This is a genomic window from Sporosarcina sp. P13, from assembly GCF_002743055.1.
Lineage (GTDB): Bacteria > Bacillota > Bacilli > Bacillales_A > Planococcaceae > Sporosarcina.
In genome coordinates this window covers 199826-222278 of record NZ_PDYM01000001.1, presented here as the reverse complement: position 1 = coordinate 222278, position 22453 = coordinate 199826, and the positions used below count along the sequence as shown (strand labels likewise).

At 41.2% G+C, this 22453-nt stretch carries 22 protein-coding genes and 1 other annotated feature; all 22 genes read left to right on the top strand.

Annotation, left to right across the window (positions count from 1 at the left end; all coding sequences use genetic code 11):
* Nucleotides 1-162: 162 nt before the first annotated feature.
* The 22 genes from CSV79_RS01100 to pyrE all read left to right on the top strand — a co-directional run bounded on the left by CSV79_RS01100 (nt 163) and on the right by pyrE (nt 22291).
* Entirely contained in the window at nt 163-1011 is an 849-nt protein-coding gene (locus CSV79_RS01100) for a sigma-E processing peptidase SpoIIGA (RefSeq protein WP_099687184.1), read from the top strand.
* Complete coding sequence (sigE, locus tag CSV79_RS01095; protein WP_099687183.1) at nt 1005-1715, top strand: RNA polymerase sporulation sigma factor SigE; 711 nt, start codon at nt 1005-1007, stop codon at nt 1713-1715. Before CSV79_RS01100 ends, sigE begins: the two co-directional genes overlap by 7 nt.
* Before the next feature lie 103 nt (nt 1716-1818).
* The gene (gene sigG / locus CSV79_RS01090; RefSeq protein WP_099687182.1) at nt 1819-2607 is read left to right on the top strand and encodes an RNA polymerase sporulation sigma factor SigG; all 789 of its coding nucleotides are present in this window, start codon (nt 1819-1821) and stop codon (nt 2605-2607) included.
* Between the two features lie 102 nt (nt 2608-2709).
* Nucleotides 2710-2955 carry a PRC-barrel domain-containing protein gene (locus tag CSV79_RS01085; RefSeq protein WP_158232437.1) on the top strand — a complete coding sequence of 82 codons (246 nt, stop codon included), beginning with the start codon at nt 2710-2712 and terminating at the stop codon, nt 2953-2955.
* A gap of 48 nt (nt 2956-3003) precedes the next feature.
* On the top strand, nt 3004-3714 hold the full coding sequence (locus tag CSV79_RS01080; RefSeq protein ID WP_099687180.1) for a YggS family pyridoxal phosphate-dependent enzyme: 711 nt from the start codon (nt 3004-3006) through the stop codon (nt 3712-3714).
* Complete coding sequence (locus CSV79_RS01075) at nt 3711-4178, top strand: cell division protein SepF (RefSeq protein WP_099687179.1); 468 nt, start codon at nt 3711-3713, stop codon at nt 4176-4178. The genes CSV79_RS01080 and CSV79_RS01075 overlap by 4 nt, the downstream gene beginning before the upstream one ends.
* Before the next feature lie 74 nt (nt 4179-4252).
* A complete protein-coding gene (locus tag CSV79_RS01070; RefSeq protein WP_199171846.1) occupies nt 4253-4537 on the top strand; it encodes a YggT family protein in 285 nt (94 codons plus the stop codon).
* A 75-nt stretch (nt 4538-4612) separates the two neighbouring features.
* Nucleotides 4613-5389 (top strand): YlmH family RNA-binding protein, encoded by a 777-nt coding sequence (locus CSV79_RS01065; protein WP_099687178.1) that lies wholly within the window; start codon nt 4613-4615, stop codon nt 5387-5389.
* 102 nt (nt 5390-5491) lie between these two features.
* Nucleotides 5492-6076 carry a DivIVA domain-containing protein gene (locus CSV79_RS01060; protein ID WP_099687177.1) on the top strand — a complete coding sequence of 195 codons (585 nt, stop codon included), beginning with the start codon at nt 5492-5494 and terminating at the stop codon, nt 6074-6076.
* 38 nt (nt 6077-6114) lie between these two features.
* Nucleotides 6115-6331: a binding site (T-box leader), on the top strand.
* A 73-nt stretch (nt 6332-6404) separates the two neighbouring features.
* Nucleotides 6405-9164, top strand: a complete 2760-nt coding sequence (gene ileS / locus CSV79_RS01055; RefSeq protein ID WP_099687176.1) for an isoleucine--tRNA ligase — start codon at nt 6405-6407, stop codon at nt 9162-9164.
* A 138-nt stretch (nt 9165-9302) separates the two neighbouring features.
* Nucleotides 9303-9779: a signal peptidase II gene (lspA, locus tag CSV79_RS01050; RefSeq protein ID WP_099687175.1), complete on the top strand. Its 477-nt coding sequence runs from the start codon at nt 9303-9305 to the stop codon at nt 9777-9779.
* Nucleotides 9779-10687 (top strand): RluA family pseudouridine synthase, encoded by a 909-nt coding sequence (locus CSV79_RS01045; RefSeq protein WP_099687174.1) that lies wholly within the window; start codon nt 9779-9781, stop codon nt 10685-10687. Before lspA ends, CSV79_RS01045 begins: the two co-directional genes overlap by 1 nt.
* 222 nt (nt 10688-10909) lie before the next feature.
* Nucleotides 10910-11458, top strand: coding sequence for a bifunctional pyr operon transcriptional regulator/uracil phosphoribosyltransferase PyrR (pyrR, locus tag CSV79_RS01040; protein ID WP_099687173.1), 549 nt, complete (start codon nt 10910-10912; stop codon nt 11456-11458).
* A 21-nt stretch (nt 11459-11479) separates the two neighbouring features.
* The gene (locus CSV79_RS01035) at nt 11480-12769 is read left to right on the top strand and encodes a uracil-xanthine permease family protein (RefSeq protein WP_099687172.1); all 1290 of its coding nucleotides are present in this window, start codon (nt 11480-11482) and stop codon (nt 12767-12769) included.
* A 51-nt stretch (nt 12770-12820) separates the two neighbouring features.
* Nucleotides 12821-13699: an aspartate carbamoyltransferase catalytic subunit gene (locus CSV79_RS01030; protein ID WP_099687171.1), complete on the top strand. Its 879-nt coding sequence runs from the start codon at nt 12821-12823 to the stop codon at nt 13697-13699.
* A 1-nt stretch (nt 13700) separates the two neighbouring features.
* Nucleotides 13701-14978, top strand: coding sequence for a dihydroorotase (locus CSV79_RS01025; protein ID WP_099687170.1), 1278 nt, complete (start codon nt 13701-13703; stop codon nt 14976-14978).
* On the top strand, nt 14978-16078 hold the full coding sequence (locus CSV79_RS01020) for a carbamoyl phosphate synthase small subunit (protein WP_099687169.1): 1101 nt from the start codon (nt 14978-14980) through the stop codon (nt 16076-16078). Before CSV79_RS01025 ends, CSV79_RS01020 begins: the two co-directional genes overlap by 1 nt.
* Entirely contained in the window at nt 16071-19268 is a 3198-nt protein-coding gene (carB, locus tag CSV79_RS01015) for a carbamoyl-phosphate synthase large subunit (protein ID WP_099687168.1), read from the top strand. Before CSV79_RS01020 ends, carB begins: the two co-directional genes overlap by 8 nt.
* A complete protein-coding gene (locus CSV79_RS01010) occupies nt 19265-20044 on the top strand; it encodes a dihydroorotate dehydrogenase electron transfer subunit (RefSeq protein ID WP_099687167.1) in 780 nt (259 codons plus the stop codon). Before carB ends, CSV79_RS01010 begins: the two co-directional genes overlap by 4 nt.
* Entirely contained in the window at nt 20041-20955 is a 915-nt protein-coding gene (locus CSV79_RS01005) for a dihydroorotate dehydrogenase (protein ID WP_099687166.1), read from the top strand. Before CSV79_RS01010 ends, CSV79_RS01005 begins: the two co-directional genes overlap by 4 nt.
* Nucleotides 20952-21665: an orotidine-5'-phosphate decarboxylase gene (gene pyrF, locus CSV79_RS01000; protein ID WP_099687165.1), complete on the top strand. Its 714-nt coding sequence runs from the start codon at nt 20952-20954 to the stop codon at nt 21663-21665. The genes CSV79_RS01005 and pyrF overlap by 4 nt, the downstream gene beginning before the upstream one ends.
* Entirely contained in the window at nt 21662-22291 is a 630-nt protein-coding gene (gene pyrE / locus CSV79_RS00995; protein WP_099687164.1) for an orotate phosphoribosyltransferase, read from the top strand. Before pyrF ends, pyrE begins: the two co-directional genes overlap by 4 nt.
* Nucleotides 22292-22453 lie beyond the last annotated feature (162 nt).

Here is a 22453-nt window from a genome sequence, read left to right as displayed (position 1 = left end):
ACCTAAGTACGTGCGCACCTAACGCCCCTCGGAAAGCGTAAATCTTGTACTACCCACTGTGTTCCTATTTCAAACTTTGTCGAAGGTATTGCGTTAAACCGTGCAAAGGTTGACAGGTTTTTCAGGACAGCCGTGATAATCTGTTCGTAAGGAGGCCGGCATATGTATGGAGAACTGATGATAGGAATCAATATGCTCTTTAATTACGCCATCCTGTCATTCACTAATAAAGTAGGAAATCATCAATCGAGCAGAAGGAGGTTGTGGGGCGCTTCATTTATCGGAGCCTTCTTTGTTACGTTGTTCCCATACTCGATGCTAGCCATCATCTTTACTTTTTTAGGAATGACGTATATAGCCTTTGGACAAACAATCGCGAATTGGAAAAGCTCTATTCTGGCTGTGTTAATAGCCTCCTTTTTTGCAGGAGGAATGCTAACGCTTGTTTACACAAATGTATCAATTGTCAAAAGTAACGTATTTTTATTATTCGCTATTGGTCTCACCTATCTCTCGCTTTACGTAGTAAAGGTGAAATGGTTGGATACGCGTACAATGTCGAAGTTAATCAGTTACACATTGGAATCTGTGGTGAAGATTTGGGGACGATCAATCCCGATAAAGGTATTTATTGATACGGGTAATCACTGTGTAGAACCACTGTCTGGTGCTGCGGTTCATTTCGTTGGATTAGAAGCAGTGAAAGAGCAGTTACCGAGCGATTTTGTAGCAGCTTTAGAAAATTGGAAATCAGGAAATTCGCCTAATTTATCGCAATTTCCTACACCGTATCAAAAAGATTTGCGCCTCATTCGATTGCAAACCGTGCAAGGTGCGTCATGGGCTGTTGGAATAAAGTTTGAAAGTTGGTTGGTTGACGAACAGTCGTTACCTGTTGGATATATCGTCTTGACGAAAGAACAGCATAATTATCCGCAAGGTGCTTCGGCTATTTTGCAAGTGAGTGCAATGGAAGTCATGAAAGAAGAGAGGAGAACGGCTACATGTTAACTGAAATGAAAAAATGGGTTTCTTATTTAGCGAGTTTCTTCAGAAGAAAAAACGGGACATTTTATATTGGTGGACATGAATCTCTTCCAAGACCTCTGGATAAAGAACAAGAAGCGATCACGATTCAAGCGTTAATGAATGGTGATCCCGATGCTCGCGACACACTAATTGAAAAGAATTTACGGTTAGTTGTTTACATCGCTAGACGCTTTGACAATACGAATACGAATATCGAGGATTTAATCAGCATCGGTACAATTGGATTAATCAAAGCGATAGAAACGTTTAAAGCGGATAAGAATATTAAGCTAGCTACGTACGCTTCACGTTGTATTGAAAACGAAATTCTGATGCATTTACGTAAAACTAGCCGTATGCGTTCCGAGATTTCATTTGACGAACCATTGAACTCAGATGCAGATGGTAATGAGTTGCTTCTATCTGATATTTTAGGGACAGATGAAGATATTATTACAGATGATGTAGAAAAGAAATTAGAAAGACAATATATGATTGATGCCATTTCGGGATTGGATGAAAGAGAGCGCTACATTATGGAGCAACGCTTTGGTTTGATGGGAACGGTTGAAATGACGCAGAAAGAAGTAGCGGATCTGCTAGGTATTTCACAGTCGTATATATCCAGATTAGAAAAGAAAATAATCTCAGATCTCCGTGATCGATTGAACCAACCAATTTCATAAATTTATTTAGCGGCAGAAATTGGCGATTTATGAAACCGCATATTCTAAAGAGTTGAGGACAAACTACGTTTACACTCACCTATAGAATGCGGAGGAAAAGCCAATGGTACGTTCCAGAGTAGAAATTTGTGGAGTCAATACGTCCGAGCTGCCATTATTGACGAGCGAAGTGATGAAGGAAACTTTCATCCGTTTGCAAAGCGGCGACGAATTTGCCAGAGATGAATTGGTGTTTGCGAATTTGCGTCTTGTACTAAGTTTAGTTCAGCGTTTTAACTATCGTGGTGAACAAGCTGACGATTTATTCCAAGTAGGTTGCATAGGTTTGTTGAAAGCTATAGACAATTTTGATTTGAAACATAATGTTCGATTTTCCACCTATGCTGTACCGATGATTATCGGAGAAATCAAACGCCACCTGCGAGATCATCATGCTGTTCGTGTATCCAGGTCATTACGTGATATCGCTTATAAAGCAATCCGAGCTAAAGAACAATATGTCAATGAACATCAACGCGAGCCGCGCATCTCGGACTTAGAAAAACTGACTGGCATCCCAGAGGAAGATATTCTTTTTGCACTGGATGCGATACAAGACCCTATGTCGCTTCATGAACCGATGAATAGCGATGGAGGAGACCCAATCTACATGATGGACCAACTACACGATCAACGTGTCTCTGAAGACCGCTGGATGAACTACGTATCCATCAAAGAAAGTGTGGAAGAATTAAATGAACGTCAGCAACTGATCGTCTCTAAACGATTTTATCTAGGGCAGACTCAAACGGAAATCGCCAAAGAACTAGGTATATCCCAAGCCCAAATTTCCAGAATCGAAAAACATGCTATGGAAAAAATTCGTTTAGGAATCGAGCAAAAGAATAATTAGGTGTATTGTAAGCTACCACTACACAAAACCGTGTTCGTGGTAGCTTTTTTTGCGTTCTCAATAAAACACCCTCTGCATAGTATGAAAGAAGGAGGGGAAACTATGCGTTTTTCCAGCTTACAGAAAAAAGAAGTGATTGAATTGAAAAAAGGATCCTTCCTTGGGTTCGTCCAGGATGCGACGATCGACATCGACAAAGGAAGAATTGAAAAACTTCATATTGGTGAAATCGAACGGTCTTTTTTCTCAGAAAGCAAATCAAAAGGTGTACGAAAGGTCGGTTATCAAGATGTTATGACTATTGGTAAAGATATCATACTCATCCAGAATAAACAGTCAAATGAATGACTTATCGTTGATATCTAGTGCTTTGCTTGTTACAATGAAGCAAAGTAAATGAAAAGTAGTGATATTGTGAATCAACTTGAACAACGGTTAGCCACTATACAACAACAAATTAAAGATGCTTGCGAAAAAGTTCATCGCAGTTCTGAAGAAGTCGCGTTGATTGCGGTAACGAAACAAGTATCAGCAGCTAGAGCACAAGCATTACTCGATATAGGTGTCAAAGATTTAGGTGAAAATCGCTTGGAAGGTTTACTTGAAAAGCAAGATGTAATTAAAGATACAGCAAACTGGCATTTTATCGGGAACTTGCAAACTCGTAAAGTAAAAGAACTAATTGGACGCATCGATTGTCTCCATTCTTTAGATCGTCTGAGCCTTGCGAAAGAAGTAAATAAACGTGCTGCGAAGCCGTTAGATTGCTTTGTACAAGTCAATGTATCAGGTGAAGAATCAAAGTCTGGAATTACACCGCAAGAAGCGGACGCGTTCTTTGAACAATTAGCAGCTTATGAAAATGTTCATGTCGTCGGTTTGATGACAATGGCGCCAAATACGGAAGATGAATCGATAATACGACATGTTTTCCGTTCATTGCGAGAAGTACGCGATCAAATCTCAGCTAAAAACCTGTCTTATGCACCTTGTACGCAATTATCAATGGGGATGTCAAATGATTTCGAGATTGCAATTGAAGAAGGTGCGACGCATATACGCATCGGAACCGCATTAGCCGGAACAGAAAGAGAGGAAACTGAATGAGCCTCAAAAAACGATTTGAAAAAATGTTTTGGGTGGAAGACGATGAAGTTGTTAAAGAGCCGCCAGTAAAACAGAAACGAGTCAGTCAGCCACCAGCTCGCAAAGAAGTAAAGAGAGCGAATGGCAAAAAACACGCAGGCACTCCTAATCCTAATTTCAAACCACAACCAGCTACACCGATAATCAGTTTGCAAAGTATACAAAAGTCATCTAAAGTGATTTTAGTAGAACCACATTCTTATGCGGAAGCACAGGAAATTGCAGAGCATTTAAAAAACAAACGTTCTGTTGTGGTGAACTTACAAAGGATTGAACGGGATCAAGGATTTCGTATTATCGACTTCTTAAGTGGTACCGTCTATGCGCTCGGTGGTGACATTCAACGAGTGGGCACTGATATATTTATTTGTGCACCAGAAAACGTAGAAGTGGCAGGGTCGATTACAGAATATCAACCCGAATAAAAAAAGGTTTCGTCTACCTGAAACTTCTACATAAGTAGAAGTCGGACAATTTTGAATGAGGTGTACATGCTATTATGGATGCAATATTATTTAATATCGTTTTATTTATTAGGAATGCGGTTCAACTATATTCCTTTCTTTTGATTATATATATTTTGATGTCTTGGGTACCGTCCACTAAAGAAACAAAATTCGGACAGTTTCTGGCGAAGGTTACTGAACCTTATTTAGGATTTTTCCGAAAGTTTATTCCGCCTCTAGGAATGATTGATATTTCCCCAATCGCAGCATTGTTTGCTTTGCAATTAATCAATCGTGGAATCGTCCAGCTTTATTTCATGATAAGAGGACTATTGTAAAACAAGTATGCTTTCAACTGAAAACGGAAATCCTCACAAGGGTGGGGATTTTTTTGTATAAGGAGAATATGTATAATGGAATCGATTTTCCAGCATTTTCGTAAAGAAGAACGACCATTTATAGAAAAAGTGAATAGTTGGGTGAAAGAAGTAGAGGATACGTATGCGCCTAAATTGACAGAGTTTTTGGATCCGCGTCAGCGATTTATTACGGAGTCCATCATTAGAAATTCAGACTTAATGATGACGGCAGCAGGAGGGTTTTCGGATCCAGAGCGTCAGCGTGTCTTAATTTATCCAGACTACTACACGCCTACAACAGATGAATTTCAAATTAGCTTGTATCAAGTTCAATACCCGCAGAAATTTGTCACGATGAAACATTCGCAACTACTTGGTTCTTTGATGGCAGTCGGAATCGACCGTTCGCGCTTTGGTGATATTCGTCTAAGTGAAGTAGCAGTGCAATTTGCGGTTTCGACGGAAGTATCCGAATATATCCATGTGAACTTCACGCAAGTGGGTAAAGTGAAGGTTTCCGTCCAGCCGGTGCTAGATGTGAAGGACGTCATAGTGATTGAAGAAGAATGGACAGAAGAAATGCATATTATTAGTTCACTTCGGATTGATGCGGTTGTTGCATCATTAACGAATAGTTCACGAGCGAAAGCTTCATCTCTTATAAAAGGTGAGAAAGTGAAAGTGAACTGGGCGATGATAGATCAGCAAGCATTTGAAGTGGAAGTGGCGGATGTGCTATCAATCAGAGGTTTCGGACGGTATAAAATTTTGAGTATTGAAGGACGCACAAAAAAAGACAAAATTCGCGTGATGATTGGTGCGTTAGTCTGACAGGGAAAACCTTGATAAAATCCCAGAAGTAGTGTTTAATCAAGTAGTATAGACAATAATGATCTTCCTGAGATGGATTAGACTGAAAGGAGAAAGCATTTTATGGCTTTAACCCCTACGGATATACATAACAAAACGTTCACCACGAAATTTCGTGGTTATGATGAAAACGAGGTCAATGAATTCTTACAACAACTTATGAAAGACTTTGAGAATGTTATAAAGAAGAATGAAGAATTAGAAAATGTCATTGCGGATAAGGATTCGAAAATTGCACACTTTAAAACAATCGAGGAAACGATGCAACAATCTATTCTAATTGCGCAAAGTGCGGCTGAAGATGTGCGGAAAAATGCAATTCAGGAATCGAAATTAATCGTTAAAGAATCAGAAAAGAATGCAGACAGGCTCGTTAATGATGCTCTAGCTCAAGCGAGAAAAATTGCGCTAGAAGTTGAAGTCTTGAAAAAGCAATCTAAAATTTTCAAAAGTCGCTTTAAAATGATGGTTGAAGCACAACTCGATATGATCAACACGGAAGATTGGGATGACCTGTTGAAATATGAACTAGATACATCAAGCGTTGAAAAGGTTGCCGAGAAAGAATTGGACGCGCCTTTAGTTTCTTTAGACGACTTGAAAGAAATAGAAGAAACGAATACAGTGAAAGAAATGAAAGAAGCTTGACAAGTACAAGCGAGATTTTTATACTTACAATACTTAATAAATAAGCGTTGAAAGAGAGAGTACTTTCTGACTTTGCCTATAGCGAGCTAGGGGTGGTGGAAGCCTGGTGGTGAATTAGAGACGAAAATCACTCTTGAGCTGGATTATGGATATGTACATTCTCCCGGTTACACTGCCGTTATCAGTGGCTAAGCGGCAATTGTCTAGGATGATTGCAAGTAGGGTGGTACCGCGAGAATAGTCCTCGTCCCTTTTTGGGATGGGGATTTTTTTGTTTTTTTAGAAAACCCTACAATGTTTCAAGCAACTATTTTGAGGAGGAATTGAAATGGAATATAAAGATACACTGCTAATGCCGAAAACAGATTTTCCTATGCGAGGGAATCTACCGAATAACGAACCTAAAATACAAGAAAAATGGAACGAGAAAAATATTTATCAGCAAGTTCAGGAACGTACGAAAGGAAGACCATTTTTCGTACTTCATGACGGACCACCATATGCCAACGGTGACTTGCATATGGGACACGCGCTCAATAAAGTATTAAAAGACTTTATCGTTCGTTACAAATCAATGTCAGGATTCCATGCACCGTATGTTCCGGGCTGGGATACGCACGGTTTACCAATTGAGCAAGCACTTGTTAATAAAGGTGTCGATCGTAAGAAAATGAGCTTGGCGGAGTTTCGTGAAAAGTGTGAAGAATATGCGCTTCAACAAATCGATAATCAGCGCACACAGTTCAGACGTTTAGGTGTACGTGGTGATTGGGATAATCCATATATTACATTAAAGCCCGCATTTGAATCCCGCCAAATTCAAGTATTTGGTGAGATGGCAAAAAAAGGCTATATCTATAAAGGATTAAAACCAGTATATTGGTCTCCGTCTAGTGAATCTGCCCTCGCAGAAGCAGAAATCGAGTATCATGATAAGAAATCTCCATCGATTTATGTTAGTTTCCCGATTCGTGATGGTAAAGGTGTACTAGCTACAGATGTGAAAATTCTTATTTGGACGACAACGCCTTGGACAATTCCGGCGAACCTTGGAATCTCTGTGCATCCGGAATTTACGTATGTAGTAGTAAACGCTAAAGGTGAAAAATTACTAGTGGCAAAAGACTTAGTAGAGTTTTTAGCAAAAGAGCTAGAGTGGGAAGAATATATGGTCGAACAAGAAGTGCTTGGAGCTGATCTAGACCGTGTCGTCGCACAACACCCATTCTATGATCGCGATTCACTTGTTATGCTTGGAGAGCACGTTACAGCCGACGCAGGTACTGGCTGTGTTCACACAGCACCTGGACACGGGGAAGACGACTTCTACGTAAGTAAGACATATGGTATCGATGCACTATCACCAATTAATGACCGTGGTGTGATGACAGAAGAAGCTCCTTACTTTACTGGTATGTTCTATGAAGATGCAAACAAAGCAGTCACTGAAAAGTTGGATGAAGTGGGTGCACTTAAAAAGCTCAGCTTCTTTACACACTCGTATCCGCATGACTGGCGTACGAAAAAGCCGGTAATTTACCGTGCAACGGCTCAATGGTTTGCTTCGATTGAACTATTCAGAAGTGATCTATTAGAAGCTATCCGTAAGACGGAGTTCACACCATCATGGGGTGAAACACGCTTGTTCAATATGGTTCGTGACCGTGGTGATTGGTGTATTTCTCGTCAACGTGTATGGGGAGTTCCAATTCCGGTATTTTATGCGGAAAACGGAGAAGCAATATTGACAGATGAAACAATCAGTCACGTAGCAGAACTATTCCGTGAGAACGGCTCGAATATTTGGTTCGAACGATCAGCCAAAGAATTATTGCCTGAAGGATTCACACATGAAGGCAGCCCGAATGGTGAGTTCACGAAAGAAACGGATATTATGGATGTTTGGTTTGACTCTGGTACAACACATCAAGGTGTGTTAGATGAGCGTGATGATCTTGTCTATCCAGCGGACCTCTACCTAGAAGGCTCTGACCAATATCGTGGCTGGTTCAACTCTTCGTTAACAACAAGTGTTGCGATTAATGGAATTGCACCATATAAAGGAATTCTAAGTCATGGTTTCACATTAGATAAAAATGGCCGTAAAATGAGTAAATCACTTGGTAATGTCATTGTGCCTTCAAAAGTAATCAATCAATTAGGTGCAGATATTGTGCGTCTATGGGTATCATCGGTAGATTATACAGCGGACGTTCGTGTATCTGACTCAAACTTCAAGCAGGTTTCTGAAGTATACCGTAAGATTCGTAATACGCTTCGTTTCTTACATGGTAACGTGGCGGACTTTGATCCTTCAATAAACCGTGTAGCGTTTGAAGACATGCGTCCGGTTGACCAGTATGTCTATGTGAAGCTACAAGATTTGATTGAAGAAGTGCGTCAAGCGTATGACAATTATGAATTCGCCACTGTCTACCATGCGGTGAATAACTTCTGTACAGGTGTACTCAGTTCGTTCTACTTGGATATCGCGAAAGACGTAGTGTATATCGAAGGTGTTAATCATCCGCATCGTCGTGCGATGCAGTCTGTTATGTACGATACATTAATCACATTAGTAAAATTAACGACACCAATTCTGCCACATACTGCAGATGAAATGTGGGAATGTTTACAAGTCAAGGAAGCAGATAGCGTCCAATTAACAGATATGCCAGAAGCAGATCAAAAAGGTGAAGCGGCAGAAAAGCTTCGCGAACGCTTTGATCATTTGATGGATATTCGCAATGATGTCTTGAAAGCGTTAGAAGAAGCACGAAATGCAAAAGTTATCGGTAAATCTTTGGAAGCAAAAGTAACGATTGTCTTGCCTGAAGACCAACAAGGAATTCTAGAAGCATCTGATATCGATTTTGCGCAATTCTTCATCGTATCAGCGTTTGAAGAAAGTAAAAATGCAGAACTTCCAAACGCGCTGAAATTGGATTGTGCAACTGTGTTAGTTGAATCAGCTAAAGGCGAAAAGTGTGAACGTTGCTGGACGATCTCCACAACTGTAGGAGAAGATGGATCGCATCCTGCACTTTGTACACGATGCGCAACTGTTGTGAAAGAACACTATGCGTAAGCAATTTTGATGTCACAACCATCATCATTCATTCGTGGATGATGATGGTTTTTACATTTACGTAGCGTTGTTAAATGTAATACTACTTACGATTTGTGGTAAACTTAAGTAGAAAATCGCTGGACGGAGGTACACGTAGTGATCGCTTATTATGCAATTGCCGCGCTGATCATTGGACTAGATCAGCTAACAAAGTGGCTAGTAGTGAAAAACATGGAACTAGGTGAACATATTTCAATAATGGATCCTTATGTAAGCTTGCTATCGCACCGTAACCGCGGGGCTGCATGGGGAATGCTCGAAGGGAAGATGTGGCTTTTCTATATCGTAACCGTTGTAGTAGTTGCTGCTATACTTTACTTTTTTCATACAGAAGGAAAAAAAGACCGATTACTAGGTATCAGTTTAATGTTATTGCTTGGCGGAGCGATTGGTAACTTTATCGATCGTTTATTGAAAGGGGAAGTTGTAGATTTCATCAGTGTTCTAATTCCAATAATCCGCTATGATTTTCCGATATTTAACATTGCAGATGCCGCACTGACAATTGCCGTCATACTCATCTTATTGCATGTAGTACTCGATGAGAAAAAGAAAAAGAAAAAGGTGTCATAATGGAAAGAATTGAATTTGAAATTACAGAAGAACTAGCAGGTAACAGAATCGACAAAGCACTCGCTACGTTACAACCAGATTGGTCTCGTACGCAAATCCAGCAATGGGTGAAAGATGAACATATTCAAGTAAACAAAAGTTCCGTCAAACCAAATGTTAAGGTGAAGCTAGGCGATATAATCTCGGTAATGGAGCCAGAACCTGAAGCATACGACATTGTCGCAGAAAATCTTAATTTAGAAATTGTTTATGAAGATGCAGATGTACTGGTCGTCAACAAACCGGTTGGAATGGTCGTTCACCCTTCACCTGGTCATCTAAATGGAACGCTCGTTAATGGATTAATGTATCAAGTAAAAGATCTGTCAGGTATTAATGGCGTCATGAGACCGGGTATCGTACACCGAATCGATAAAGATACTTCAGGTTTATTGATGGTAGCTAAAAATGATAAAGCGCATGTATCGTTAGTGAATCAACTAGTGGAAAAGTCAGTAACACGTGTTTATACGGCGCTCGTTCACGGTCATATACCGCATGACAATGGAACGATTGATGCACCAATCGGTAGAGATAAGCGTGACCGCCAGAAAATGGCTGTTGTAGATGACGGGAAACATGCAGTTACTCATTTCAAAGTACTCGAACGTTTTGGAGAGTATACATTAGTAGAATGTAGATTAGAAACGGGAAGAACGCACCAAATCCGTGTTCATATGAAGTATATTAGTTACCCGTTAGTTGGAGATCCGAAATATGGACCTAGAAAAACGATTGACTTTGGCGGTCAAGTACTGCATGCAGGAACAGTTGGTTTCCAACACCCAGTGTCAGATGAATATATGGAATTTATAGCTTCGTTACCTGAAAATTATAAACAATTGCTAAATGACTTGCGTCGACAATAAGCGTTGACAAACAGTAGTTGCTAGCAGTATACTCGTGTAAGTAATTGAATAGCGATACCTTTAAAGTCAGTCCTGTGAGGCTGGGAAGGTTGCACGGAATTACATGATGCCTTACTGCGGTTAGGATCAATGTATGCTTTTTTCTGCACGTCTGCCCACCAGTCAACTCTGACTGGTGGGCTTTTTTGACTAACTATAAGAATTGAAAGGGGAACCATGAATATGGCTGAGAAAGCAGCGATACTAGATGATCAAGCCATCACGAGGGCTGTTACACGTATAGCCCATGAAATTATTGAGAAAAATAGGGGCATTGATGATTGTATATTGGTAGGCATCAAAACAAGAGGTGCTATTTTAGCAAAACGCTTAGCTGAGAGGATTGAAATAATTGAAGGAAAGCCTATTAAAACGGGTGAACTAGATATCACGCTGTATCGTGACGATCTGCAAGTAAAGAATAATCTAGAGGAAGCATTAGTACAGCAAGTCGACATCGCACATGATGTCGCCAATCAAAAAGTGATTTTAGTGGATGATGTACTGTATACAGGAAGAACGGTTCGTGCGGCTTTAGACGCGGTAATGGATCTTGGAAGACCATCATCGATTCAACTCGCGGTTCTGGTGGATAGAGGGCATCGTGAATTACCGATTCGCCCAGATTTCGTAGGTAAAAACATTCCAACGTCAAGTGAAGAGCGAGTCGTTGTCAGTATGGTCGAAACAGATGGAACAGATGGCGTGACAATCCATACACGCACACTATAAGTAGCTCGGAGGAAACGACAGATGAGTCAAAAAGTATTAGATGTACATGAAAAACCGCAACCAGTCCGTTGGTTAGCGCTAAGTCTCCAGCATATGTTCGCGATGTTCGGTGCAACTATTTTAGTGCCACAACTTGTTGGGTTAAGTCCGGCCATCGCATTATTGACGAGTGGAATCGCAACGATCGTATTTATAATCGTCACGAAGTTTCAAGTGCCAGCGTATTTAGGATCGTCTTTCGCCTTTATCATCCCGATACAGATGGCCACTCAAACAGGCGGTATCGGCAGTGCGATGATTGGAAGTATGTTTGTCGCTTTAGTCTATGCGATTATTTCGCTTCTAATTTATAAAACAGGCTTTCACTGGGTTATGAAAATTTTACCACCAATTGTTGTAGGGCCAGTCATTATGGTCATCGGATTAGCAATTGCACCAACAGCAATTAGCATGGCTAGTACGATTACTGTAGGAAATGAAACAGTCTACAGCGGCTTACACTTTTCAGCTGCATTGGTGACGTTAGGAGCTGCAGTATTTTGTTTAATGTTCTTTAAAGGAATTATTAGCTTAATGCCAGTATTGATCGGAATTATTGTTGGTTACACATATTCAGCCTTTATTGGAATCCTTGATTTCAGTAAAGTAGTGGAAGCGAAATGGTTTGCTGTTCCGGAGATGCTTATTCCTGGTATCGATTATCCGTTTGTTGTGACACCAACTCTGTTAATCATTATGGTACCCATTGCGATTGTTACGATTGCAGAACATATTGGACATCAGTTAGTACTTGGAAAAGTCGTAGATCGAAACTACATCCATAATCCAGGTCTCCATAGATCATTGCTTGGAGATGGACTGGGAACATTAATCAGTGGTTTAGTTGGTGGTCCACCAAAAACTACATATGGAGAGAATATTGGAGTTCTTGCGATCACACGGGTGTATAGTGTGTATGTCATTTTAGGTGCTGCAGTATTTGCGATTATGTTCTCGTTCTTAGGAAAATTTATGGCGATTATCGCAACGATACCTTCTGCTGTACTGGGCGGCATATCGATTCTTTTATTTGGAATTATCGCTTCTTCCGGAATGCGGATGTTGATAGACCATAAAATTGATTTTGATAATCAACGGAACTTAGTCATTGCCTCGATTATCTTAGTCATTGGAATCGGTGGAGCAACTATTAAATTTAGCCCGACATTTGAAGTGGGCGGTATGGCATTGGCAGCGATCGTTGGTGTGCTATTGAATTTAGTTCTACCAGGAAAAAAAGATTCCACGATGTTGGATGAAGAAGAGAGCTAATACTAGATAAGTTGCAGTAAGAACCTGCATTTCGTGAAGGGGGAATATCTGATGGAACATTTAGTTTCAATGAAAGATCTAACTGTGGAAGAAATCATGCTCATACTTGAGCGAGCCGCTAATTTTAAGCGGCTAGGCTTCCGTGAACTTCCGGGAACTTATACCGTATGCAACTTGTTTTTCGAGCCAAGTACACGAACGAAGACAAGTTTTGAAATGGCGGAAAGAAAAGTAGGAGCGGAAGTTATCCCGTTTGAAACTAGTTTTTCAAGTACCTTAAAAGGTGAAACTTTATATGATACGATTAGGACGTTAGAAGCAATCGGATTAGATGCATTAGTCATCCGTCATCCAGCTGACGGTTTCTATAAAGAACTAGTCGATCGTACGAATGTGGCTATCATCAACGCGGGAGACGGTTCTGGTCAACACCCGACACAATCGCTGTTGGATATCTTCACGATTCAGGAAGAGTTCGGTAGTTTTGAAGGATTGAAAGTCCTTATTGCAGGAGATATTGCACACAGTCGTGTAGCGCGTTCCAATGCGGAAGCATTACGTAAACTCGGTGCGGAAGTTACATTCCTTTGTCCGCCGGAGTGGGCAGGAGAGTTTGACAGTGTGGACAACTGGGATGAAGTGATTGAAATGAGTGATGTCGTTATGCTTCTCCGTGTACAACATGAGCGTCACAACACGGAAATGGCTTATACGAAAGACGCGTACCACGAACAATATGGGTTAACAGTAGAACGTGCAGCTAGAATGAAAAAAGAAGCAATCATCATGCATCCAGCACCTGTAAATCGAGATGTGGAAATTGCGGACTGTTTAATCGAAAGTCCACAATCACGTATTTTTAAACAAGTCGAAAATGGCGTCTATATTCGAGCCGCTATTTTGGAAATAATATTAAAGGGGCGGAAGTAATATGAAAATGTTAATTCAAAATGTACACATGCTAAACGAAGAGGGCGCGATGATTGAAACAGACGTACTACTTTCTGAAGGTACTATTGCAGAAATCGGTAGTCAATTGGCGGCAGCTGGCTGTGAAATCGTAGATGGGAAAGGCTTATTACTATCCCCAGGCTTCATCGATGTACACGTCCACTTAAGAGAGCCCGGCGGAGAGCATAAAGAAACAATAGCTACTGGAACACATGCAGCAGCAAAAGGCGGCTATACAACCATTTGTTCTATGCCAAATACTCGTCCAGTACCTGATACGAAAGAAAACTTAGGAAAGATCAATCAGTTGATTGAAGAAAACTCAAGAATTCGCGTGTTACCATATGCATCCATCACAATTAGAGAAGCTGGGAAAGAGCGTACGAACTTAGCAGAACTAAAAGAACATGGAGCATTCGCGTTCACCGATGACGGTGTAGGTGTGCAAGAAGCGGGCATGATGTATGAAGCGATGCAAGATGCAGCGGCTATTAATATGCCAATCGTTGCGCATTGTGAAGATAATACGTTGATCTACGGCGGAGCAATGCATGAAGGATCACGTAATAAAGAACTTGGTTTGCCGGGCATTCCTTCAATCGCTGAGTCAGTACATATTGCGAGAGATATTTTATTAGCGGAAGCTGCGGGTGCGCATTATCACGTATGCCACGTTAGTACAAAAGAATCTGTTCGCACCATTCGTGATGCAAAAAAAGCAGGAATTCATGTGACGGCTGAAGTGAGTCCACACCATTTATTGCTAGAAGAAAACGATGTACCTGGAGACGACGCGGACTGGAAGATGAATCCACCACTTCGTTCAAAAGAAGATCGTGAAGCATTGCGTGAAGGATTATTAGACGGCACACTTGATTGTATCGCTACGGACCACGCACCACATACGGCAGATGAAAAGGCAGTCGGTATCGCAAAAGCACCATTTGGGATTACAGGGTTCGAAACGGCGTTCCCTCTTTTGTATACAAATTTCGTTAAACCAGGACACTGGACACTAAAGCAATTACTTGATTGGATGACAGTAAAGCCGGCAGAAGTATTCAACTTACCATATGGTAAAATTGAAGTAGGCGCAGTAGCAGATTTAGTTTTAATTAATCTTGAAAAAGAACAGAAAATCGATCGTACGACATTTGTATCAAAGGGCAAGAACACACCATTTGACGGCTGGGATTGCGCTGGATGGCCTGTAATGACAATTTTCGGTGGAAACATCGTCTGGAAGGATGGTCAATAATGACAAAAAGATATTTAGTACTAGAAGACGGATCCATTTTTGAAGGAAAAGCTTTCGGAGCAGAAAGTGCTTCAGTAGGAGAAGCGGTATTTGCAACAGGCATGACGGGTTATCAGGAAACTATTTCTAACCCTTCAGGTTGTGGACAAATTGTAGTCATGACATATCCATTGATCGGCAACTATGGTATTAACCGTGACGATTATGAATCCATCGACCTTGCGATTAATGGTTTAGTCGTTAGAGAGTTAACGGAAGAGCCTTCTAACTTCCGTAGCGGTATGTCGTTAGGTGATTTACTTACATTAAAAGGTATTCCGGGTATTCAGGAAATCGATACGCGTAAATTGACTCGTCTATTGCGTGATAAAGGTGCTCTTAAAGGTAAGCTAACGGCTGCTGGAGAAGATATCGATGTCGAAGCAACACTTGCAGAAGTGCAAGGTTATGAACTGCCAACTGACTTGGTAGCTAAAGTTTCTACTAAACGACCTTACCCGAGCCCGGGTTTAGGAAAGCGCGTAGTTGTTATTGATTACGGCATCAAACACGGCATTTTACGTGAACTGAATAAAAAAGATTGTGATGTAATCGTAGTGCCTCATGATACTTCAGCAAAAGAAATCCTAGCATTGTTCCCAGACGGCATTCTATTGTCAAACGGTCCAGGAAATCCTGAAGACGTAGAAGGTGCGGTCGAGACGATTAAAGAATTGCTAGGCAAAAAGCCGATCTTCGGTATCGGACTTGGACATCAGCTATTTGCACTCGCTTGTGGCGCAAAGACAGCAAAAATGAAAAACAGCCACATCGGTGGAAACTATCCTGTCAAAGATTTGAATACGAATCGTACTGACCTAACTTCACAAAGTCATGGCTATGAAGTACTTGAAGATTCATTAGCTGGAACAGGTCTTGAAGTAACACATAAAGCATTGAATGATAACTGTGTTGAAGGTTTACGCAGCGTGCAGTATGAAGCATTTACTGTACAGTTCCACCCAGAAGCATCTCCTGGGCCACAAGATGCAAGCTATTTGTTTGACCGTTTTATTCAATTGATGACTGCAAGCAACCGAAAGGGGAATATTCATGCCTAAACGTACAGATATTAAATCCATTCTCGTCATCGGCTCAGGCCCGATTGTTATCGGACAAGCCGCAGAATTTGACTACGCAGGTACACAAGCGTGTCTATCTCTAAAAGAAGAAGGTTACCGTGTAATTCTGATTAACTCTAATCCAGCAACCATTATGACGGATACGGAAATTGCAGATAAAGTCTACATTGAACCAATCACATTAGAATTCGTTAGTCGCATTATCCGTAAAGAACGTCCTGACGCTCTTCTACCTACACTAGGTGGACAAACGGGCTTAAATATGGCGATTGAACTTCAAAATTCTGGAATTTTGGATGAGTTAGAAATCGAAATTCTTGGTACGAAATTAGATGCAATCCATAAAGCAGAGGATCGTGATTTATTCCGTAACTTAATGAATGAAATGGGAGAACCTGTTCCTGAAAGTGATATTATCCATAATATTGATGAAGCGTATGCATTCGTTAAAGAAATAGGTTATCCAGTAATTGTACGTCCGGCATTTACACTTGGCGGCACAGGCGGAGGAATCTGTCATAACGATGAAGACTTGGAAGAAATCGTAGCAAGTGGTTTGAAATACAGCCCAGTTACACAATGTTTGCTTGAAAAGTCTATTGCAGGCTTTAAAGAAATTGAATATGAGGTAATGCGTGACTCAGCAGACAATGCAATTGTTGTATGTAATATGGAAAATGTCGATGCTGTCGGTATTCACACAGGTGACTCTATCGTTGCAGCGCCATGCCAGACGTTAACAGACCGTGAAAACCAAATGCTACGTAATGTATCTTTACGTATCATTCGTGAGTTGAAAATTGAAGGTGGTTGTAATGTACAGTTAGCACTTGATCCACATAGCTTTGATTACTATATCATTGAAGTAAATCCACGGGTAAGTCGTTCATCTGCATTAGCTTCAAAAGCTACTGGCTATCCAATTGCGAAATTAGCTGCGAAAATTGCTGTCGGTTTAACGCTTGACGAAATGATGAACCCGGTAACGGGCAATACGTATGCATGTTTCGAACCGACACTTGACTATGTAGTTACGAAGATTCCACGCTGGCCATTCGATAAATTCGAATCTGCTAAACGTAATCTAGGAACACAAATGAAAGCGACAGGCGAAGTAATGGCAATGGGCCGTACATTTGAAGAGTCGATTCAAAAAGCTATTCGATCACTAGAAACAGGTCAATTCGATTTGTCACTTCCAGGTGGAGCGGAAATGACAGACGAATGGATCGAAAAGCGTATTCGAAAAGCTGGAGATGAGCGTTTATTCTTCATCGGTGAAGCGTTACGTCGTGGTGTGACGATTGAAACACTACATGAGTGGAGTGCAATCGACTTATTCTTCTTACGCAAGTTCGAAAACATCGTGCGTTATGAAGAACTATTGAAAAATAACCCATACGATTATGACGTAGCTTATAAAGCGAAGCGTCTAGGTTTTGCAGATGTAACGATGGCAAAATTTTGGAACACAACTGAACGTGAAATATATAGCTGGAGAAAAGAGCAAGAATTAATTCCAGTTTATAAAAAAGTAGATACATGTGCAGGTGAGTATGAATCCGATACACCATATTTCTATGGTACGTATGAAGAGGAAAACGAATCTGTTAAAACAGATAAAAAGAGTGTGGTTGTTCTAGGTTCAGGTCCAATCCGTATCGGACAAGGCGTAGAGTTTGACTATGCGACAGTACACTGTGTTTGGGCGATCCAAGAAGCTGGTTATGAAGCGATTATCATCAATAATAACCCAGAGACTGTTTCTACAGACTTCTCCATCTCTGACAAGCTATATTTTGAACCGTTAACGATTGAAGATGTTATGCACATCATCGACCTAGAGCAACCCGAAGGCGTGATCGTTCAATTCGGTGGTCAAACAGCAATTAACTTGGCTGATGAATTAGAAGCACGGGGCGTTAAAATTCTAGGAACATCACTTGAAGATATTGACCGTGCAGAAAACCGCGATAAGTTTGAAAGTGCACTTCGCGATATCGGTGTGCCACAACCACTTGGTAAAACAGCTTTATCTGTTCCAGAGGCAGTTGTAATCGCTACTGAAATTGGTTACCCGGTTCTCGTTCGTCCTTCTTACGTATTAGGCGGTCGTGCGATGGAAATCGTTTATCACGAACAAGAGTTGTTGCAATATATGGAGAATGCAGTAAAAGCTAGTCCAGAGCACCCCGTTCTAATTGACCGTTACTTAACAGGTACGGAAATTGAAGTGGATGCGATCTGTGACGGTGAAACGGTATTAATTCCTGGAATCATGGAACATATCGAGCGTGCAGGCGTTCACTCGGGAGACTCAATTGCAGTTTATCCGCCACAAAATCTTTCCCAGTCTATGATAGAAACGATTACGGATTACACGAAGCGTTTAGCTCTAGGCTTGAAAATTCGTGGTCTGATGAATATTCAGTTCGTAATTTCAGAAGGACAAGTGTATGTAATCGAAGTGAATCCACGTTCAAGCCGTACCGTACCGTTCTTGAGTAAAATTACGAACATTCCAATGGCGAATGTAGCCACTCAGGCAATTCTAGGTAAATCGATTGCTGAGCAAGGCTATGTGGACGGACTTGCAGATGCACCAGCAGGCGTTTACGTTAAAGTACCTGTCTTCTCATTTGCTAAGCTACGTCGTGTTGACATTACACTAGGGCCTGAAATGAAATCAACAGGTGAAGTTATGGGTAAAGACAGCACGTTAGAAAAAGCTTTATATAAAGGCTTAGTTGCGGCTGGTATGGAAGTAAAAGAATATGGTTCGGTATTAATGACTGTTTCTGATAAAGATAAAGAAGAAATCATCGATATCGCAAAACGTTTTGTTGAAATCGGCTATCGTATTCTAGCGACAGAAGGTACAGCGAAAGCACTGGAATCAGCAAATATAGAAGTGAAAACTGTAGGAAAGATTGGAACGGAAGGTACAACATTGATCGATGTCATCCAAAAAGGCCAAGCGCAGTTAGTGATCAATACACTAACTAAAGGAAAACAGCCTGCTCGTGACGGTTTCAGAATCCGACGTGAGTCAGTAGAAAATGGTGTTCCTGCGTTCACGTCTATTGATACAGCGAATGCAATGCTTTCTGTTATCGAATCTATGACATTCCAGACAGACGCAATGCCTAAGCCACAGGTGATTGAATGATCATCCAAGATTTAATGACCATCGGATCACAGCAGCAAATTGCCAAGAATATTTTTGAAATGAAACTTACTGGAAAGCTGGTCGGAGAAATTTCTTCTCCAGGCCAGTTTGTCCATATCCGTGTATCGGATTCGTTCGAACCTTTACTTAGACGTCCGATTTCTATCGCGAATATTAATAAAGAAAAAAATGAAATGACGATTATTTATCGCACAGAAGGACACGGTACACAGTTGCTGTCTCAGAAGCGTGAAGGAGATATTGTTAACGTATTAGGGCCTTTAGGAAACGGATTCCCAGTCGAGGAAACTTCAGCGGGTCAAACTGCAGTATTGATCGGTGGGGGAATTGGTGTACCACCACTATATGAATTGTCTAAGCAATTAACAGCTAAAGGCGTCAACTGTATCCATATACTTGGGTTCCAGTCAGATGATGTAGTCTTTTATGAAGAAGAATTTGCTGCGCTTGGCGATACACATATCGCAACAGTAGACGGTAGTAACGGAACAGCAGGTTTCGTTACGAATATCATGAGTGAACTAACCGATGAATTCGAAACATTCTACAGCTGTGGTCCAATGCCAATGCTCAGTGCAGTGCAAAAAGCGTATGTGCATAAAAAAGGATTTTTATCATTTGAACAACGTATGGGCTGCGGAATCGGAGCTTGTTTCGCTTGTGTCTGCCATACAAATGAAAATGCAACGGATAAAGCGTATGTCAAAGTATGCTCAGACGGTCCAGTATTTCCGGCAGGGGTGGTACAGATATGAATAGATTAGCGATTACATTGCCAGGATTACAGCTGAAGAATCCAATTATGCCTGCTTCTGGCTGTTTCGGTTTCGGGAAAGAGTACGGGAATCTGTACGATTTATCACAGCTTGGCGCGATTATGATCAAAGCGACAACACTTGAGACTCGTTACGGCAATCCCACACCACGAGTGGCGGAAACGTCTTCTGGTATGTTGAATGCTATTGGACTACAAAATCCAGGATTACAAGGTGTTTTGCAAAATGAATTACCATGGCTTGAAAAATTCGATGTTCCAATCATTGCGAACGTAGCAGGTTCTGAAACAGAGGATTACGTTGAAGTAGCCAAGGAAATTTCGAAAGCACCGAATGTACATGCGTTAGAATTAAATATTTCTTGCCCAAATGTTAAATGTGGCGGGATTACATTTGGTACAGATCCAGCAGTTGCGAAAGAACTAACAGCAGCAGTTAAAGCCGTGTCTTCTGTACCCGTTTACGTTAAGCTATCACCAAACGTAGCAGATATTAAATCAATGGCCATCGCAGTAGAAGCTGGCGGTGCAGATGGTATCACGATGATTAATACATTGATCGGTATGCGTCTGGATGAAAAAACAGGTAAACCAGTCATTGCGAACAAGACTGGTGGCTTGTCAGGTCCAGCCGTTAAGCCAGTAGCGATCCGAATGGTATATGAAGTAAGTCAAGTCGTCAATATTCCAATCATTGGAATGGGTGGCGTTACATGTGTGCAAGACGTTATCGACTTTATGTCAGCAGGTGCGAGTGCTGTCGCTGTAGGAACAGCGAACTTCGTTGATCCGTTTGTCTGTCCGACAATTATCGAGCAACTACCTGGTAAACTCGATGAACTTAAAATTGACCATATTTCAGAATTGATCGGAAGGAGTCATCGCGTATGAATAACTCCCCAATAATCGCGTTAGATTTTAATACAGCAGAAAAAACTTTCACATTCCTAAAAACATTGGATCAATCTGTCAATGTTAAAGTGGGAATGGAATTGTATTATAAAGAAGGACCTGCAATGATTGCTCGTCTAAAAGAAGAAGGATACTCGATCTTCCTAGATCTAAAATTGCATGATATTCCAAATACAGTAAAATCAGCAATGCATGTCTTGGCTTCATTAGAAGTCGATATGGTGAATGTCCATGCGGCTGGGGGCAAGACGATGATGGAAGCTGCACTCGAGGGTTTGGAGACAGGTACACCAGCTGGGAAAAAGCGACCGGCACTCATCGCAGTGACACAACTGACTTCCACAGATGACCGCCAAGTACGGGAAGAACAATTGATCAACGTACCTCTTCACGAGTCAGTAGAACATTATGCGAAACTCGCTAAATCTGCTCATTTGGACGGTGTTGTTTGTTCTGTACAGGAAGCCAAAATCATTGAAGAAGTATGCGGTAAAGACTTTTTCAAAGTAACGCCAGGCATCCGCTTAGCTTCAGGTGATGTTCACGATCAAAAACGAGTGGCAACACCAGCAAAAGCGTGGCAAGAAGGTTCAACGCATATTGTCGTAGGACGTGCGATTACAGGTGCAGAAAATCCACGTGAAGCCTATGAAAAAGTCAATACATTGTGGAAGGGGATTACTTCATGACAAGACAAAAAGAAGTAGCACAAATCCTATTAAATGTAGGAGCCGTTGCACTAAATCCGAAAGATCCATTTACATGGGCTTCCGGTATTAAATCACCAATCTACTGTGATAACCGTTTAACAATGGCGGATCCAGTAGGTCGTAAAGAAATCGCAGAAGGATTAGCTGAGTTAATTCGAATTCATTATCCAGATGCAACAGTTATTGCAGGTACAGCAACAGCGGGTATTCCGCATGCAGCATGGGTAGCAGATATTCTGAAGTTGCCTATGATCTATATCCGTTCTTCTGCAAAAGCGCATGGTAAGAGCCGTCAAATCGAAGGTAAAGTCGAACAAGGTGCAAAAGCAGTGATTATTGAAGACTTGATCTCAACAGGTGGTAGTAGCTTGAATGCAGCAAACGCATTGCTAGCAGAAAACGTAGAAGTGAGTGGAATCGTCTCGATCTTTACATACGAGCTTCAAAAAGCAGATGAGAAGTTCGCTGAGGCTAATCTTTCATACCACAGTCTTACTAATTTCGCAGCGTTGGCAGAAGTGGCAAAAGAACAAGGTGCGATTGAAGAAGATTCAATGAATGAATTAACTGAGTGGCACACGAAACTGAAGCAAGGCACACTATAAGAAAAAGGTTCCCGTCATATTGACAGGAACCTTTTTTCGTGCTGTAGAAATGAAGAGAAGGGGGTAGTGGAAGGATGCCGTTTCACTGCGTTCCGGGCGGACGCGTCTGGAGGGCCCGCGGTGAGCCGACCTTCGCTTCGCTCTTTGGTCGTCTCTCCTGTC

Excerpts from the sequence above, each read along its gene's own strand:
- CSV79_RS01100 (WP_099687184.1), top strand. The coding sequence starts at position 163 with ATGTATGGAGAACTGATGATAGGAATCAATATGCTCTTTAATTACGCC.
- sigE (WP_099687183.1), top strand. The coding sequence starts at position 1,005 with ATGTTAACTGAAATGAAAAAATGGGTTTCTTATTTAGCGAGTTTCTTC.
- sigG (WP_099687182.1), top strand. The coding sequence starts at position 1,819 with ATGGTACGTTCCAGAGTAGAAATTTGTGGAGTCAATACGTCCGAGCTG.
- CSV79_RS01085 (WP_158232437.1), top strand. The coding sequence starts at position 2,710 with ATGCGTTTTTCCAGCTTACAGAAAAAAGAAGTGATTGAATTGAAAAAA.
- CSV79_RS01080 (WP_099687180.1), top strand. The coding sequence starts at position 3,004 with ATGAAAAGTAGTGATATTGTGAATCAACTTGAACAACGGTTAGCCACT.
- CSV79_RS01075 (WP_099687179.1), top strand. The coding sequence starts at position 3,711 with ATGAGCCTCAAAAAACGATTTGAAAAAATGTTTTGGGTGGAAGACGAT.
- CSV79_RS01070 (WP_199171846.1), top strand. The coding sequence starts at position 4,253 with ATGGATGCAATATTATTTAATATCGTTTTATTTATTAGGAATGCGGTT.
- CSV79_RS01065 (WP_099687178.1), top strand. The coding sequence starts at position 4,613 with ATGGAATCGATTTTCCAGCATTTTCGTAAAGAAGAACGACCATTTATA.
- CSV79_RS01060 (WP_099687177.1), top strand. The coding sequence starts at position 5,492 with ATGGCTTTAACCCCTACGGATATACATAACAAAACGTTCACCACGAAA.
- ileS (WP_099687176.1), top strand. The coding sequence starts at position 6,405 with ATGGAATATAAAGATACACTGCTAATGCCGAAAACAGATTTTCCTATG.
- CSV79_RS01045 (WP_099687174.1), top strand. The coding sequence starts at position 9,779 with ATGGAAAGAATTGAATTTGAAATTACAGAAGAACTAGCAGGTAACAGA.
- pyrR (WP_099687173.1), top strand. The coding sequence starts at position 10,910 with ATGGCTGAGAAAGCAGCGATACTAGATGATCAAGCCATCACGAGGGCT.
- CSV79_RS01035 (WP_099687172.1), top strand. The coding sequence starts at position 11,480 with ATGAGTCAAAAAGTATTAGATGTACATGAAAAACCGCAACCAGTCCGT.
- CSV79_RS01030 (WP_099687171.1), top strand. The coding sequence starts at position 12,821 with ATGGAACATTTAGTTTCAATGAAAGATCTAACTGTGGAAGAAATCATG.
- CSV79_RS01025 (WP_099687170.1), top strand. The coding sequence starts at position 13,701 with ATGAAAATGTTAATTCAAAATGTACACATGCTAAACGAAGAGGGCGCG.
- CSV79_RS01020 (WP_099687169.1), top strand. The coding sequence starts at position 14,978 with ATGACAAAAAGATATTTAGTACTAGAAGACGGATCCATTTTTGAAGGA.
- carB (WP_099687168.1), top strand. The coding sequence starts at position 16,071 with ATGCCTAAACGTACAGATATTAAATCCATTCTCGTCATCGGCTCAGGC.
- CSV79_RS01010 (WP_099687167.1), top strand. The coding sequence starts at position 19,265 with ATGATCATCCAAGATTTAATGACCATCGGATCACAGCAGCAAATTGCC.
- CSV79_RS01005 (WP_099687166.1), top strand. The coding sequence starts at position 20,041 with ATGAATAGATTAGCGATTACATTGCCAGGATTACAGCTGAAGAATCCA.
- pyrF (WP_099687165.1), top strand. The coding sequence starts at position 20,952 with ATGAATAACTCCCCAATAATCGCGTTAGATTTTAATACAGCAGAAAAA.
- pyrE (WP_099687164.1), top strand. The coding sequence starts at position 21,662 with ATGACAAGACAAAAAGAAGTAGCACAAATCCTATTAAATGTAGGAGCC.